Here is a 14,797-nt window from a genome sequence, read left to right as displayed (position 1 = left end):
CCCGGCCTTGGGCCGGGCACCTCAGGATGAGGTTGATCGGAAAAGGCAGCTGGTCATGCGCGCGGCCGCCAGACTGCCGTGCGCTTGATCTCGGCGTCCTCCAGTTCGCGCGAGACCGGCACGCCGTATTCCGCGACCTTCTCGAGCTTCTCGCGCGGCAGGTAGGAGCGGCCGGGATCGCCGATCCACACCTGCGCGCCGCGGGCGGCGAGCGCCTCCAGCCAGGCGAAGACGCGCTGGCTGAGGTCGCGCTCATAGGCGATGTCGCCGGCGAGCACGACGTCCCACATTGCATCTTTGCCTATGATGTCGGTGGCGAGGATGGTGGCGAAAAAGGTGACATCCGGCGCGGAAGCGGTGGCATCCGCGGTGTCATCGGTGGCGACGTCCGAAGTGACTTGCGCCGCGACGTTGAGCGCGATGGCCACCTGGGCGAAGGGATCGATCTCGGCCGCCTCGACCGACGCCGCCCCGGCCTTGAGCGCGGCGATGGCCACCAGCCCCGAGCCCGAGGCGAAGTCGAGCACGCGCTTCCCCCGCACGATCTCGGGATGGTCCAGCACATGGCGGGCGAGCGCCTGCCCGCCTGCCCAGGCGAAGGCCCAGAAGGGCGGCGGCAGGCCGACCGCACCCAGTTCCTCCTCGGTGCGCTGCCAGATCGGCAGCGATTCCTCGGCGAGGTGCAGCACGATCTCGGGCACCAGCGGGACAGGGAGGCGCCGCGTCTCGGCGCGGATGAAGGCGGCGGGGTCGGCGCTCGGGCTCGCGGGCGAAGAGCAGGGCATGAAGCGGTCCGTCGGCGGGAGGCGGAAGCTCCCGCCGGGCGGCCACTCTGTCAGGGGTGCGGGCAGGTGCCCAGCCCCCAATCGACGAACAGCTCCTTCGGGTCGGTCTCGCGCAGCCACGTCACCAGCGTCCTGAAGTCGGAGATATTCTGGATGCCGATGCATCCCGCCGTGCCCGGCGCGGTCGGGCGGTTCCAGTCGATATGGATCTCGATGGCCGAGCGCGGCGTCTGGCCGGGATCGAGATATTCCATCCTGATCTTGGCCGGGCCTAGCCCGTTATTGTAGATGCGGCCGCTATAGTTGTCCTTGCCTTCGGCCCATTCGATGTTGCCGATGCTCCACTTGCCTTCCGGCAGCGGCTCCATCGAGCCGGCCGGGCTGTGCGGCCCGGGCCGGAAGATCTGCTTGCGCGACTGGCCGGAGCAGACCTCCAGCACGCCGACGGCGGTGCCGTGGCGGACATAGGTGAGGTTCATCACCATGCAGCCATAGCGGTCGCGGCGGTCGGTCCGGGTCAGCAGCAGATAGGTCTTGCCGGCCGAGCCCTGCAGCGGCGGGATCGCCTCCTCGGGCTTGGGCGGCGCGTCGCCCCAGAGCTTCTTCCAGGTCTTCGGCCCGACCCGCCCGTCCGCTTCGCTCCAGCCGAAGAACTCCGTCTGGAACTCGCGGACGGCGGCATCCGTCGCCGGGTTGAAGATGCCGTCGACCGGCCCCCGGTAATAGCCGAGCTCGACCAGCCGGGCCTGCATCTCGGCGATGTCCTTGCCCGGGTTCTCCTCGTCGTCCTCCATGCCGACGAGCAGCAGGGGGCGGTCGAGCTTGGGCGCGCCCTTCGTCCGAGGCAGCGGCAGGGCGAGGCCGGAGAAGCGCGTCCGCTCCCCGGCGGGAACGGTCTCGCCCGGCGCGGCGAATTCGAAGGCATGGAGCTTCGGATAGCTTTGCAGCGCCGCGATCAGCGTCTCGGGATGGGCATCGGCCAGCTCGACGATGTCGCGCGCGGCGCCGTCCGCGCCGAAGCCGACGATGATGTTGGCCGCACCTTCGCGGTAGCCGGCCACGCGGACCACCTGCTCCTGCGGCGAGGGCGGCGAGGGCTGGAGCGGGGTGCCGCCATGCCCGCCGGCCTCGAACAGGCTGCGTTCTCTGGCGCGGCGGCGGGTGAGCCCCGGCAGCTCCTGCTTGACGCCGTCGACCGTGCCCTTGTTCCAGCGCGGGAACTCGGCGGCGGCAGCGGGCACGTCGCCCAACCGCAGCTTCTGCAGGAGCGTGCTGCCGGCGAAGGCGCCGACGCCCAGATTGAAGCAGAACGAGACGATCGCGTCGTACTGGTTCTGGCTCAGCGCGACCTGATCGAGCACCTCGCGCAGCTTGCGGCCGATTTCCTCGCATTCGAAGCACAGGAAGGCTTCCGCCTCCGCCTCGGAGATGCTGTCGCCCATCTGCACCGTGGTGCCGTTGGGATAGCGTATGGTGCCGTAGCCGATGGTCGGGATGCCGACGGGATCGATATAGGCCTTGAGTCTGAGGCCCTCGAATTCCCGGATCAGGTCGAGGCAATTCGAAGAAATGTCCACGATGCGCCCCCGCACAAGACGCGCGCCGGCATTTCGCGGACGCGCCCTCAAGTCCACATGCGACGTTCACTGACGAAAGGCAGAGCAGGCGAACGAAAATGTAGAGGCATGCTGATGTCGCGACGACGCGGGATCATCCCTCAGTCTTCGGCAAGTTTCAATTGAGATTTAGACTTCAACTGAGTTTTAGACTTGGGGGCCGCCAGCCTATTACACAATATACACGTTGCGCGGACGATCGGCGAAGGCGGCGCGGGCCGTCACCTCACGCCGTGGTGCCGGCCATCTCCAGCACGATGGCCCATTCGGCGTCGGTCACCGGCTGCACGGAGAGGCGGGAGAACTTGATCAGCGCCATCTCGGCGAGGCGCGGCTCTTCCTTGACGGCGGCGAGCGAGACCGGCTGCTTCAGCGGCTCGACCGCCTTGATGTCGACCATGAAGAACCTGCCCGTCGGATCGGAGGGATCGGGATAGGCCTCCTTGATCACCTCGACGATGCCGACGATCTCCTTGCCCTCGTTGGAATGGTAGAAGAAGCCGCGGTCGCCCTTCTTCATCGCCAGCAGGTTCAGCTTGGCGGCATGGTTGCGCACGCCGTCCCAATGCGTGCCCTTGGCCCCGGCGGCGACCTGGTTGTCCCAGGACCATTTGAACGGTTCGGACTTGTAGAGCCAGTGGGCCATCTCACGCTTCCGCTTTCTGGGGACGGGCCAGCAGCGACCCGATCGCCTGTTCGATATCGCTGCGCCCGGCCAGCACCGCCTCGACGGCGGCGGCGATCGGCATGTCGATGCCGCGCTCCCCGGCCATCGCCACCAGCACGCCGGCGGTGAGCGCGCCTTCCGCCAATTGGCCGGAGGGGTGCAGGCCCTCGCCGCGCCCGAGGCTGAGCCCGAGCGAATAGTTGCGCGACTGGGGGGTGGAGCAGGTGAGGATGAGGTCGCCGAGGCCGGAAAGACCTGTGAGGGTCTCCGCGCGGGCGCCGAACGCCTTGCCGAAGCGCATCAGCTCGGCGAAGCCGCGCGCCACCAGCGCCGCGCCGGCCGATGCGCCGAGCCTGCGCCCGCCGACGATGCCGGCGGCGATGGCGAGCACGTTCTTGGCGGCGCCGCCGATCTCGACGCCGCGCACGTCGTCGCTGTGATAGAGCCGGAAGGAGGAGGAGCCCAGCGCGGCCGCGAGAGCCTCGGCGAGGCCGGCGTCGCGGGCGGCGAGCGTCACCGCGGTCGGCAGGCCGGCGGCCACATCCGCGGCGAAGCTGGGGCCGGAGAGGATCGCCGGCACGGCGTGCGGGCAGGCCTGCGCCAGCACCTGCGTCATGAACAGTTCGGTGCCGCGCTCGATGCCCTTGGCGCAGGTGACGAGCGGCGTGCCTTCCCGCAGATGGTGCGTCAGCGCGCCCGCGACCTCCCGGCTCGCCTGCGCCGGCACCACCAGCAGCACCGCGTCGCAATCGCCGAGGTCGGCGAGATCGGCGGTGGGGGCGACGGCGGCGGCGAGCTCGACGCCGGGCAGATGCGCCTCGTTGGCGCGGCTGCGGCGCATCGCCTGGATGGCCTGCGGATCGCGGCCCCACAGCACGACGGAGCGCCCGGCGCGGGCGGCGGCATTGGCCAGCGCCGTGCCCCAGGCGCCGGCGCCGGCGACGCCGATGGTGGCGAAGCGTGCCGGCATCAGCGGGTGGTCTCCGGCGCGCCTTCGACCTCGGCCAGCGGCCAGCGGGCGCGGGGCGAGGTGTCGAGCCCGTCGGTGAGGCCGCGCGCCATGCGCTCGGCCCCCGCCCAGGCGATCATGGCGCCATTGTCGGTGCACAGCTCCGGCGGCGGCACGGCAAGGCGGGTGCCGCCATCGGCCGCCACCTTGTGCAGCACGCGGCGCACCGCCTGGTTGGCGCCGACGCCGCCGGCGAGCACGAGGGCGTGCGGCTTCACCCCGCGCTCGCGCATCACCCGCAGGGCGCAGCGCACGCGGTCGGCGAGGATGTCGACGATGGCGGCCTGGAAGGAGGCGCACAGATCGTTGATGTCTTCCTCGGAGAGCGGGGCGATCTTCAGCGCCTCCAGCCGCACCGCGGTCTTCAGGCCGGAGAGCGAGAAGTCCGGCGTCGGCTTGCCGTGCAGCGGGCGGGGCAGGGCGAAGCGCGAGGCGTCGCCCTTCAGCGCTGCGCGCTCCACCGCCGGGCCGCCGGGATAGGGCAGGCCGAGCATCTTGGCGGTCTTGTCGAAGGCCTCGCCGATGGCGTCGTCGATGGTGCCGCCGAGCTTCTCGTATTCGCCGATGCCGGTGACGGCGACGAGCTGGGTGTGCCCGCCCGAGACCAGCAGCAAAAGGAAGGGGAAGGGCACCTTGTCGGTGAGCCGGGCGGTGAGCGCGTGGGCTTCGAGATGATTCACCGCGACCAGCGGCTTGCGGGCGGCGAGCGCCAGCGCCTTGGCGGTGGTGAGCCCGACGATGACGCCGCCGATCAGCCCCGGCCCGGCGGCGGCGGCGATGCCGTCGAGCTCCGACAGGCCGACACCGGCGGCGCGCAGCGCCCGCTCGATCACCCCGTCCAGCACCTCGACATGGGCGCGGGCGGCGATCTCCGGCACCACGCCGCCGAACTCGGCATGGTCCTCGGTCTGCGTGCGCACGACATTGGAGAGTATGGTTCCCGAACCGTCCGGGCGGCGGCGCACCACCGCGGCGGCGGTCTCGTCGCAGGTGGTCTCGATGCCGAGCAGGAGAAGATCACGCATTGACTTATGGCCGCCGGACGTTGTTCTGAACCCTGTCTCGAACCGCTAGCATCGCAGGACGGCATGACGCAATCGCTTCCCAGACTCCGGCTCGGCACGCGCGGCAGCCCGCTGGCGTTGTGGCAGGCGCATGCGGTGCGCGACGCGCTGGTGAAGGCGCATGGCTGGGCGCCCGAGGCCGTGGAGGTGCAAGTGATCCGCACCACCGGCGACGCCATCACCGACCGCGCGCTGTCGGAGGCGGGCGGCAAGGGGCTTTTCACCAAGGAGCTCGAGGAGGCGCTGCTCGACCGGCGCATCGACCTCGCCGTGCATTCGGCCAAGGACATGGCGACGAAGCTGCCGGACGGGCTGCATCTCGTCGGCTATCTTCCCCGCGCGGATGTCCGCGACGCGCTGATCCTGCGCGAGGGCTCCTCGCTCGCCGATCTCAAGCCCGGCGCCAAGGTCGGCACCGCCTCGCTCAGGCGCGAGGCGCAGCTGCGCCGGCTGCGGCCCGACCTTCAGGTGTCGCTGCTGCGCGGCAATGTCCACACGCGGCTTTCCAAGGTGGAGAGCGGCGAATTCGACGGCACGCTGCTGGCGCTGGCCGGGCTGACCCGGCTCGGCATGGCGGACAAGGCGAGCGCGCTGCTCGACGTGGCGGATTTCCTGCCCGCGGTGGGGCAGGGGGCGGTCGCCATCGAATCGCGCTTCGGCGACATCGCCGTGGACGCGCTGCTGGTGCCCGTGACCTGCCCGGCGACCGGCCTCGCGCTCAGGGTCGAGCGGGCCTATCTCGGCGAGCTCGACGGCTCCTGCCGCACCCCCATCGGCGGGCTGGCGGAAGTGCAGGGCGAGGAAATCCGCTTCCGCGGCGTGGTGCTCTCGCCCGACGGCAGCCGCTATTACGAGATCGTGCGCTACGGGCCGGCCAACCGCGCGCTGGAGCTCGGCCTCGCCGCCGGGCAGGAGATGCGCGCCATGGTACCGGCCGACCTGCTGCCGCACTGATGCGGGTACTGGTGACACGCCCGCGGCCGGATGCCGAAGCGACGGCCGAGCGGCTGCGTGCCGCGGGGCACGAGGCGATCCTCGATCCGCTGCTGAGCGTGGAGGCCATTCCCGACGCCCGTCTGCCGGAAGGGCCGTTCGACGCGGTGGCGCTGACCAGCGTGAACGGCGCGCGGGCGCTCGCCGCGCGTGAGGAACTGGCGAGGCTGACGGGTCTGCCGCTCTATGCGGTGGGCAAGCGCACGGCCGCGGCGGCGCCTTCCGGCTTCTCCCCGGTCCATGTCGCCGGCGGCGACGGGGCGGCGCTGGTCGAACTGCTGCGCGAGAAGCTGCCGCGCGGCGCGCGGGTGCTGCATGTCGCCGGCGAGGAGCGGGCGGTGGAGCTCTCGCGGGAACTGGCGCCGGCGGGCATCGCCGCCGAACTCTTCGTCATCTACCGCGCCGTGCCGGCCGCCACGCTCTCCCCCGCGACGCTCGACGCCGCGCAGGCGAGGCGGATCGACGCGGCCTTCCATTTCTCCCCGCGCACCGCCGCGACGCTGGCCGCGCTGGCGCAGGCGGCGGGCGCCGCGGCGCATTTCCGCCACATCACGCATCTGTGCTTCTCGGCCAATGTGGCGGCGCCATTGGCGGCCGCCGGCTGGCCGACCCGCATCGCCGCAGAGCCGACCGAGGACGGCTTGTTCGCGCTGCTCGGGCGGTAAATCATGGGGGCTCTCCCGAGGTTGCGGCGTGGACTCCACGCGGTTATCCCGGGGAACAAGCGCCGGTCCGGCGCTTTATCAGGGTAGAGGTAGGGACGTGGCGAAAGACGATCCGAAAAGCGGCGCGACCGACAAGAGCGGTGCGGGCAAGCCTTCGCGGCGCCCGCCGCCGACCCTCGACCTTTCCGCCAGGGATTTGACGCCGGCCGAGGCCAAGGCCGAGAAGCCGGAGGAGGTCACGCCCGTCTCCGACGAGGCGGCGACCACCGAGCCGCTGGCCCCCGCCGAAGCCGCTGCCGAGCCGGCCAAGACCGCCACCACCTTCTCCACCTCCACCCCCACCACGCCCGGCGAGGTGCCGGTGCTCGACGCCGAGGCGCCCGTGACGGCCGCTGCCGGCGGCCCCGACGACCCACCGCCGGTCGAGCCGGCGCGGCCCTCGCAGGCGCCCGAGGCCGGCCCTGTGCCGCCGGCGGGCAAGCGGCCCGCGCGGCAGCTCGGCCTCATCGGCGGGCTCGCCGTGGCGCTGGTCTCCGGCGTGCTCGGCGCGGCCGTGGCCTTCGCCGTCGTCGGCGCCTTCACCAGCGCCGAGGAGAATGCCGACGCCATCACCGAACTGGAGGCGCGCGCGCTCGACCTGCGCCAGCGGGTGGAGACGCTGGAAGCCGCCGGCGGCCAGCCGACGCCCGGCCTCGACACCGCCCCGGCCGAGCTCGCGGCGCGGCTCGACGCGCTGGAGAGCGGGCTCGACGCGCTGGGCAAGAAGGTCGACACCCAGCCGGCGCCCGCCGCGCCCGCCGCCGACGCATCCGCGCCGCCGGCGGCCTCGGCCGAGGCCGTCGCCGCGCTCGGCAGCCGCGTCGGTGCCGTGGAGGACAAGCTGAGCTCGCTGCCGGCGCCCGCGCCCGCCGCCACGCCGGACGACGTCGCCGCCGCCAATGCGCGGATCGGCGCGCTGGAGAGCAAGGTCGCGGCGCTGCCGGCGCCGGCGCCTTCGGTCTCGCCGGACGATCTCGCCGCCGCGACGGGGCGCATCTCCGCTTTGGAGCAGAAGCTCGCCACCGTCGCCAGCGCGCAGCAGGCGAGCGGGCAGGGCGCCGCCCAGCTCGTCGCGCTCTCGGCGCTGCGCGAGGCGGTGCTGGGCGCGAAGCCGTTCACCACCGAATTGAAGGCCGCGCGGGCGCTGCTCGGCGCGGAAGCCGCGCCGCTCGCCGCGCTGGAGCCGGTGGCCACTGAAGGCTTCCCCACTGGGCCGCAGCTTGCCGCTGAGCTGAAGCGTGCGGTCGCGCCGCCTCCGCCGCCGGCCCAGGCCGGCGTGCCGACCGACGAGGGCGTGCTCGACCGGCTGCTGCGCGGGGCGCAGGGCCTCGTCACCGTCCGTCGCCTCGATGCCACGGGCACGCCGCCCGGCGTCAGTGAGGCGCAGGCGGCGCTGGAGCGCGGCGACTTCGCCGCCGCGCGCGAGGCGCTCGCCACGCTGCCCGAGGCCGACCGCGCCAAGGTGCAGCCGGTCGCGCAGACGCTGGAGGCGCGGCAGGCGGCGCTCGACGCCATCGCCGGCCTCAACCAACATGTCCTCGCCAGCCTCGCGGGAGGAGCCCAGTGATCCGGCTCGTCGTCTATCTGCTCGTCCTCGCGCTCATCGCCTTCGGCGTCGCCTGGCTCGCCGATCGGCCGGGATCCATCGCCATCGACTGGCAGGGCTGGCAGATCGAGACCAGCATCCTCGTCGCGGCGAGCGCGCTGCTGGCGCTGCTGGCGGCGACGATCCTGCTCTGGACGCTGCTGCGGCTGATCTTCCGTTCGCCGGAGCTCATCGCCTTTTCCTGGCGCTCGCGCCGGCGCAATCGCGGCTGGGCGGCGGTGACGCGCGGGCTGGTGGCGGTCGGTTCCGGCGACGCGCTGGGCGCCCGCCGCGCGGCCAACGATGCCGAGCGCCTGCTCGGCCATGAGCCGCTGACGCGGCTGCTCGCCGCGCAGGCGGCGCAGCTCGCCGGCGACCGCGACGGCGCCGAGGCGGCCTTCCGCGCCATGAGCGAGACGCCGTCGACGCGGCTGCTCGGCCTGCGCGGCCTGCATGTCGAGGCGCGCCGGCGCGGCGATGCGGCCGCGGCGCTGCTCTCCGCCGAGGAAGCCGCGCGCGTCGAGCCGGGCCTCGCCTGGGCGGCGGATGCGGTGATCGAGGCGCGCTGCCTCAATGGCGATTTCGCCGGCGCGCTGGCGACGCTGGAGCGCGAGGCCGCCCATGGCGGGCTGGAGCGCGCCGCCCATCGCCGCCGCCGCGCCGTGCTGCTGGCGGCGCAGGCGCAGGCGCTCGAACTTTCCGATCCCTCGACCGCGCGCGAGAAGGCGGTGGAGGCGACGCGCCTCGCACCGACGCTGGTGCCGGCGGCCGAGGTGGCCGGGCGGCTGCTCGGTGCTTCCGGCGACACCCGCAAGGCGGCGAAGATCATCGAGGCCGCCTATGCGGCGACGCCGCATCCCGACCTCGCCGACGCCTTCCTGCATCTGCGCCCGGGCGATTCCTCGCAGGAGCGGCTGAAGCGCATCCGCACGCTGACCGCGCGCATGCCCTCCCATCCCGAGAGCGCCATGGTGCTGGCGCGCGCCGCCATCGACGCGCAGGAATTCGACGTCGCCCGCACGGCGCTGGGCCCGCTGCTGGGCGAGCCGACGCAGCGCGCGTGCCTGTTGATGGCGGAGCTGGAAGCGGCCGAGCATGGCGATGTCGGCAAGGCCCGCGAATGGACCGCCCGCGCCGTGCGCGCCGCGCGCGATCCGGCCTGGGTGGCGGACGGCGTCGTCGCCGAGCGCTGGGCGCCGGTCTCGCCGGTGACCGGCAAGCTCGACGCCTTCGAGTGGAAGCTGCCGCCGGGCGTCGCCACCACGCCGATGCTGGAGAACGAGGCCGAGCGGGTGAAGGCGGCGATCGCCGCTGCCATCGAGGCGCGGCCGGCGGCGGAAGCTGAACCGGAGCCGCCGGTGGTCGACCTCACCCCCGAGGAGCCGGCGCCGAGCCTCGCCCCCGAGGCGGAGGTGAAGGAGCCGGCCAAGCCTGAGGCGATCAGGCCGGCGCCCAAGCCGTCGCCGGTGGTCGCCATGCCGCATCTGCCGGATGATCCCGGCCCCGACCCGTTCCCGGACGAGCCGGCGGGCCGCACCCGTCCGCCCTTCGCGGTCTGAGGCGCGCAAAGAAAAAGCGCGCCTTTCGGCGCGCTTGTCCAGTCTCTTGGGAGGAGACTCCCGCCAGAAGCCGGCCGCCCGTCAAGCGGCCGGAGGGTACGAGCGCGGCCGGAGTACATCCGTCCTGACCGCGATCCAACCGGCGAGGCGCTGACGAGGCGCCAACATGCCGGAAGCCCTGTTCTGGCTGGGATGACACCTATTTGGGGGCTGCCGGCGGGAATTCAAGGGGCGGGCGCGGCGGAGGGCGCCTGCGTGCTTCGAGGCCGGCCTGTCGGCCGGCACCTCAGCATGAGGATGGTTGTTCGTTCGGGCAGGAAGAACGACCTCATCCTGAGGTGCGAGCGCAGCGAGCCTCGAAGGATGGTCTGCCGGGTCGATCCTTGGAAGGCGTGGATGGCCGGGCCAAGCCCGGCCATGACGGTTTTCTGACCGACCCTCAATGCACCCGGCGGGTCGACAGCGGGGTCGCGGCGGCGCGGCCGGCGGGGGCGGGCCTTGCCGCGGGAGCGGAACGACCGGCCGGGGCAAGGATCGGCGCGCCCTTGCGCGGCGCCCGCTCGCGCTCGTCGAACAGCTCGGCCAGCTTCTCGGTCATGGCGCCGCCCAGCTCCTCGGCGTCGACGATGGTGACGGCGCGCTTGTAGTAGCGCGTCACGTCATGGCCGATGCCGATGGCGATGAGCTCGACCGGGGACTTGTCCTCGATCTGCTGGATGATCCAGCGCAAATGCCGCTCCAGATAATTGCCGGGGTTCACCGACAGGGTGGAATCGTCCACCGGCGCGCCGTCGGAGATCATCATCAGGATGCGGCGCGACTCGTTGCGCGCCAGCAGGCGGTTATGCGCCCATTCCAGCGCCTCGCCGTCGATGTTCTCCTTGAGCAGCCCCTCGCGCATCATCAGGCCGAGATTGCGCCGGGCGCGGCGCCAGGGGGCGTCGGCGGACTTGTAGATGATATGGCGCAGATCGTTCAGGCGGCCGGGCGAGCCGGGTTTGCCGGCGGAGAGCCAGGCCTCGCGCGCCTGCCCGCCCTTCCACGCCTTGGTGGTGAAGCCGAGGATCTCGACCTTCACGCCGCAGCGCTCGAGCGTGCGCGCGAGGATGTCCGCGCAGGCGGCCGCGACGGTGATCGGGCGCCCGCGCATGGAGCCGGAATTGTCGAGCAGCAGCGTCACCACCGTGTCGCGGAAGTCGGTGTCGCGCTCGCGCTTGAAGGACAGCGCCTGCATCGGATCGATGATGACGCGGTGCAGTCGGGCGGGATCGAGCAGGCCCTCTTCGAGGTCGAACTCCCAGCCGCGGTTCTGCTGCGCCATCAGCTTGCGCTGAAGCCGGTTGGCGAGGCGGGCGACGATGCCGGACAGATGCACGAGCTGCTTGTCGAGATAGGCGCGCAGCCGCGCCAGCTCCTCGGGGTCGCACAATTCGTCGGCGTTCACCGTCTCGTCGAAGCGCGGGGTGAAGGGGTGATACTCCGGCGGGCGCGGCTCGGCCGGCACCGCGTTCTGCGGCTGCCAGGGCTCGGAGGAATCGTCGGATTCGCCCAGCTCCGCGTCGTCGGAAAGCTCGGAGTTGGGCTGCTCCTGCTGATCCTCGGATTCCTCCGGGTTCTGGTCGGAGGAAAGGTCGGTGTCGACCTCGGTCTGGCCCTCGCTGTTCTCGTCCTCCTCCGAATCCGCGCCCTTGCCGGAATCGTCGTCGCGCGTGTCGTCGGCCTCGGTGGAGGGGTCGTTGTTCTCGTCGAAGGGGGCGATGTCCTCGCCCATGCCGAGCGAGGACAGGAGGTCGCGCATCGCCTCGGCGAAGCGGGTCTGGTCGTCGGTGGAATGGGCGAGCTCGTCGAGCGCGCTCGCGCCGTGCTCCTCGATGAAGCCGCGCCAGAGATTGACCATCTCGCGCGCCGCGGCGGGCGGGGCCATGCCGGTCATGCGCTCGCGCAGGATGAGCGAGAGCGCGTGCTCGATCGGGGCGTCCGAGCGGTCGGAGAGATTGGCGAAATTGGCCCTCTGGTAGCGGTCCTCCAGCATGGCCGAGAGGTTGAGCGCCACGCCGTCCATGCGCAGCGCGCCGAGCGACTCGCAGCGGGTCTGCTCGGCCGCCTCGAAGGCGGCGCGCGCCTGCTGGCCGATGGGGGAGAGGCGCTGGTGCACCTTGGGGTCGTGGCAGGCCATGCGCAGCGCCATGGAATCGGCGTGGCCGCGCATGATCGCCGCGTCCTGCTTCGACATGCGGCGCGAGGGCTCGGGCAGGCGGGCGCGCCCGTCGGCATAGCCCGGCTTCTCCGAGCCGAAGCTCACCTCGATCTCGCGATTTCCCGCGATGGCGCGCAGGCAGCCGGTGACGGCGCGCTTGAGCGGCTCGGTCGGGGCTTCCTTCGGCGGGGTGCGGTTGGGGCGGTTCGAGGTGGTGGACATCGGTTGCTCGTTGGTTCGATCGCCTCTCCCCGACGGGGAAAGGGAGGTGCCGGTCCCTGAAGCCTGCCTTGTGTCCCGATCGACCTCATCCTGAGGTGCCCGGCCGCAGGCCGGGCCTCGAAGGATGTTCGTCCGGGTCCACGTGAGCGAGCATCCTTCGAGGCTCGCTGCGCTCGCACCTCAGGATGAGGCCGATCCGTGGGGCAGGCTCCCGGGGGCCGTACGTCCTGCCTTACGACAGGACGACGTTGACGGCCGACTCGGTCAGCTCCTTGCCGAAGCAGCGCTGGTAGAACTCGGCCACCAGCGGGCGCTCCAGCTCATCGCACTTGTTGAGGAAGGTCACGCGGAACGAGAAGGCGAGGTCCTGGAAGATCTCGGCATTCTCGGCCCAGGTGATCACCGTGCGCGGGCTCATGACGGTCGACAGGTCGCCATTGATGAAGGCCTGCCGGGTGAGGTCGGCGAGACGCACCATGCGGGCGACGCTGTCGCGGCCTTCCGGCGTCTGCATCTGCTTGGCCTTGGAGAGGACGATGTCCACTTCCTTGTCGTGCGCCAGATAGTTCAGCGTGGTGACGATGGACCAGCGGTCCATCTGCGCCTGGTTGATCTGCTGCGTGCCGTGATAGAGGCCGGTGGTGTCGCCGAGGCCGATGGTGTTGGCCGTCGAGAACAGGCGGAAGGCGCCGTGCGGGCGGATGACGCGGTTCTGGTCGAGCAGCGTCAGGCGGCCGGAGGACTCCAGCACGCGCTGGATGACGAACATCACGTCCGGGCGGCCAGCGTCGTACTCGTCGAACACCAGCGCGACGTTGTTCTGGTAGGCCCAGGGCAGGATGCCGTCGCGGAACTCGGTGACCTGCAGCCCGTCCTTCACGACGATGGCGTCCTTGCCGATCAGGTCGATACGGCTGATGTGGCTGTCGAGGTTGACGCGCACGCAGGGCCAGTTGAGGCGGGCCGCGACCTGCTCGATATGGCTCGACTTGCCGGTGCCGTGATAGCCGGTGACCATCACGCGGCGGTTATGGGCGAAGCCGGCCAGGATGGCGAGCGTGGTCGGGCGGTCGAACAGGTAGTCCGGATCGACCTCCGGCACATACTCGTCCGGCTCGGCATAGGCCGGCACATCCAGATCGACGTCGATGCCGAACACCTGACGGACGGAGACCTTCATGTCCGGCAGAGCGGGCGCTTGCGTGGGGGCAGTCATTCTTCCTCCGTTGCCGCGCAAACCGACGCGGGCTGGTCTGTCACGCGGGCTCTAGCAGAAGCCCGCGCTCTTTAGGTGATTATAGGCCTGGATGACGTCGCGGAGACGGTCCTCGGTCGAAATGTCGCCGCCATTCGCGTCCGGGTGGTACTTCTTCACCAGGACCTTGAAGCGGGCCTTGATCTCCTCCGGCGTCGAGGACACCTCCACGCCGAGGGATTCGAAGGCGCGGCGCTCCGCATTGCGGATCATCCGGCTCTCGCGGCTCGGCTCCGGCTCGGGGCGGGCGCGACCGCCCACCTCGCCGAACATGCCGAACGGGTCGGCGAAGCCGTCCGTCGAATGGCGGGCATTCTCGGCGGCGGCGTGGCCACCGCCGCGCGAACCCATCTTCCAGGTCGGCCGGTGGCCGGTGAGCGCGTCCTTCTGGTAGGCCGCGACGGCGTCGTCGCCCATGCCGGAGAAGTAATTGTAGGACTGGTTGTACTCGCGCACATGGTCGAAGCAGAAGCGCCAGAACTGCCCTTCCGCCTGCCGCCCCTTGGGCGCGCGATGGGTCGCGCAGTTGACGCACCCCTGCCATTCGCAGGCGGGGCCTTCCGCCTTGACGCGGCGATCGCGGTCCGGCTTGACGCGGATGCGGTCGAATATCGGGGAGTCGAGCTTCATGGTCGGCCGATTATGCTGATGCCGGGACAGGTATACAAGAAACCGCCGCACCGTCACGGTGCGATTGGACGATATTGACGCCGGTCTGAGGCGCGCGTACCGCATCGGTCATGAACGCGAACATTTCCGACGATGCCGTGGCACAGGCGCTTTCCCGCGTGCGTGCCGCGCTGGCCGAGCTCTCCCCCACCGTGCTGGAGCTGGAGGACGAAAGCCATCGGCATGAGGGTCATGGCGGGTACCGTGCGGGTGAGCTCACGCATCTGCGCGTGCGCATCGTGGCGGAAGCCTTCCGGGGACAGAGCCGCATCGCCCGCCACCGCGTGGTGAATGGGCTGCTCGCGGGCGAGATCGCACGCGGGCTGCACGCGCTCGCCATCGAGGCCAAGGCGCCGGGGGAGTAACCGTCCGGGGAAGCCTCCCCAATATGGGGGCGGACGGCGCGAATTCCAGAGCGCGAAGCGATGGCACCGCCGTCTCGTGTCCGGCCGGAAACCCAAATCCGCCCTCA

13 protein-coding genes are annotated in these 14,797 nt (G+C 71.3%); 5 read left to right on the top strand and 8 right to left on the bottom strand.

All coding sequences use genetic code 11. The features are described 5' to 3' along the window. Positions 1-53 precede the first annotated feature (53 nt). The 5 genes from SNOV_RS13985 to tsaD all read right to left on the bottom strand — a co-directional run bounded on the left by SNOV_RS13985 (position 54) and on the right by tsaD (position 5,102). Entirely contained in the window at positions 54-785 is a 732-nt protein-coding gene (locus SNOV_RS13985; RefSeq protein WP_013167603.1) for a class I SAM-dependent methyltransferase, read from the bottom strand. 50 nt (positions 786-835) lie between these two features. Beyond that, positions 836-2,362, bottom strand: a complete 1,527-nt coding sequence (locus tag SNOV_RS23060; protein WP_013167602.1) for a glycoside hydrolase family protein — start codon at positions 2,360-2,362, stop codon at positions 836-838. Between the two features lie 265 nt (positions 2,363-2,627). After that, positions 2,628-3,047 (bottom strand): EVE domain-containing protein, encoded by a 420-nt coding sequence (locus tag SNOV_RS13975; RefSeq protein WP_013167601.1) that lies wholly within the window; start codon positions 3,045-3,047, stop codon positions 2,628-2,630. A 1-nt stretch (position 3,048) separates the two neighbouring features. Continuing rightward, positions 3,049-4,038, bottom strand: a complete 990-nt coding sequence (locus tag SNOV_RS13970) for an NAD(P)H-dependent glycerol-3-phosphate dehydrogenase (RefSeq protein ID WP_013167600.1) — start codon at positions 4,036-4,038, stop codon at positions 3,049-3,051. Continuing rightward, positions 4,038-5,102 carry a tRNA (adenosine(37)-N6)-threonylcarbamoyltransferase complex transferase subunit TsaD gene (gene tsaD / locus SNOV_RS13965; RefSeq protein WP_013167599.1) on the bottom strand — a complete coding sequence of 355 codons (1,065 nt, stop codon included), beginning with the start codon at positions 5,100-5,102 and terminating at the stop codon, positions 4,038-4,040. Before tsaD ends, SNOV_RS13970 begins: the two co-directional genes overlap by 1 nt. A gap of 63 nt (positions 5,103-5,165) precedes the next feature. Between tsaD and hemC the strand changes: the two genes are divergently transcribed. From hemC to SNOV_RS13945, 4 genes are all read left to right on the top strand, one after another. Further along, positions 5,166-6,095 (top strand): hydroxymethylbilane synthase, encoded by a 930-nt coding sequence (gene hemC, locus SNOV_RS13960; protein ID WP_013167598.1) that lies wholly within the window; start codon positions 5,166-5,168, stop codon positions 6,093-6,095. An 11-nt stretch (positions 6,096-6,106) separates the two neighbouring features. Continuing rightward, entirely contained in the window at positions 6,107-6,799 is a 693-nt protein-coding gene (locus SNOV_RS13955) for a uroporphyrinogen-III synthase (RefSeq protein ID WP_244412758.1), read from the top strand. A gap of 97 nt (positions 6,800-6,896) precedes the next feature. Next, positions 6,897-8,405, top strand: a complete 1,509-nt coding sequence (locus SNOV_RS13950) for a COG4223 family protein (protein WP_013167596.1) — start codon at positions 6,897-6,899, stop codon at positions 8,403-8,405. Beyond that, positions 8,402-9,982, top strand: a complete 1,581-nt coding sequence (locus SNOV_RS13945; RefSeq protein WP_013167595.1) for a heme biosynthesis protein HemY — start codon at positions 8,402-8,404, stop codon at positions 9,980-9,982. Before SNOV_RS13950 ends, SNOV_RS13945 begins: the two co-directional genes overlap by 4 nt. A gap of 439 nt (positions 9,983-10,421) precedes the next feature. On the opposite strand, the gene cobT is transcribed toward SNOV_RS13945, so the two are convergent. The 3 genes from cobT to SNOV_RS13930 form a co-directional block, all read right to left on the bottom strand. Continuing rightward, on the bottom strand, positions 10,422-12,401 hold the full coding sequence (gene cobT / locus SNOV_RS13940) for a cobaltochelatase subunit CobT (RefSeq protein ID WP_013167594.1): 1,980 nt from the start codon (positions 12,399-12,401) through the stop codon (positions 10,422-10,424). 232 nt (positions 12,402-12,633) lie between these two features. Next, entirely contained in the window at positions 12,634-13,617 is a 984-nt protein-coding gene (cobS, locus tag SNOV_RS13935) for a cobaltochelatase subunit CobS (protein ID WP_013167593.1), read from the bottom strand. A gap of 51 nt (positions 13,618-13,668) precedes the next feature. Then, positions 13,669-14,286 (bottom strand): J domain-containing protein, encoded by a 618-nt coding sequence (locus SNOV_RS13930; RefSeq protein WP_013167592.1) that lies wholly within the window; start codon positions 14,284-14,286, stop codon positions 13,669-13,671. Between the two features lie 110 nt (positions 14,287-14,396). Between SNOV_RS13930 and SNOV_RS13925 the strand changes: the two genes are divergently transcribed. Beyond that, on the top strand, positions 14,397-14,690 hold the full coding sequence (locus SNOV_RS13925) for a BolA family protein (RefSeq protein ID WP_013167591.1): 294 nt from the start codon (positions 14,397-14,399) through the stop codon (positions 14,688-14,690). Positions 14,691-14,797: the final 107 nt, after the last annotated feature.

Origin of the sequence: Ancylobacter novellus DSM 506 (assembly GCF_000092925.1) — a bacterium.
Classification (GTDB): Bacteria; Pseudomonadota; Alphaproteobacteria; order Rhizobiales; family Xanthobacteraceae; genus Ancylobacter; species Ancylobacter novellus.
Note: the sequence above shows the minus strand (reverse complement) of the source record. Positions and strands in the feature narration are given on the sequence as shown.

Excerpts from the sequence above, each read along its gene's own strand:
- SNOV_RS13985 (WP_013167603.1), bottom strand. The coding sequence starts at position 785 with ATGCCCTGCTCTTCGCCCGCGAGCCCGAGCGCCGACCCCGCCGCCTTC.
- SNOV_RS13975 (WP_013167601.1), bottom strand. The coding sequence starts at position 3,047 with ATGGCCCACTGGCTCTACAAGTCCGAACCGTTCAAATGGTCCTGGGAC.
- SNOV_RS13970 (WP_013167600.1), bottom strand. The coding sequence starts at position 4,038 with ATGCCGGCACGCTTCGCCACCATCGGCGTCGCCGGCGCCGGCGCCTGG.
- tsaD (WP_013167599.1), bottom strand. The coding sequence starts at position 5,102 with ATGCGTGATCTTCTCCTGCTCGGCATCGAGACCACCTGCGACGAGACC.
- hemC (WP_013167598.1), top strand. The coding sequence starts at position 5,166 with ATGACGCAATCGCTTCCCAGACTCCGGCTCGGCACGCGCGGCAGCCCG.
- cobT (WP_013167594.1), bottom strand. The coding sequence starts at position 12,401 with ATGTCCACCACCTCGAACCGCCCCAACCGCACCCCGCCGAAGGAAGCC.
- cobS (WP_013167593.1), bottom strand. The coding sequence starts at position 13,617 with ATGACTGCCCCCACGCAAGCGCCCGCTCTGCCGGACATGAAGGTCTCC.
- SNOV_RS13930 (WP_013167592.1), bottom strand. The coding sequence starts at position 14,286 with ATGAAGCTCGACTCCCCGATATTCGACCGCATCCGCGTCAAGCCGGAC.
- SNOV_RS13925 (WP_013167591.1), top strand. The coding sequence starts at position 14,397 with ATGAACGCGAACATTTCCGACGATGCCGTGGCACAGGCGCTTTCCCGC.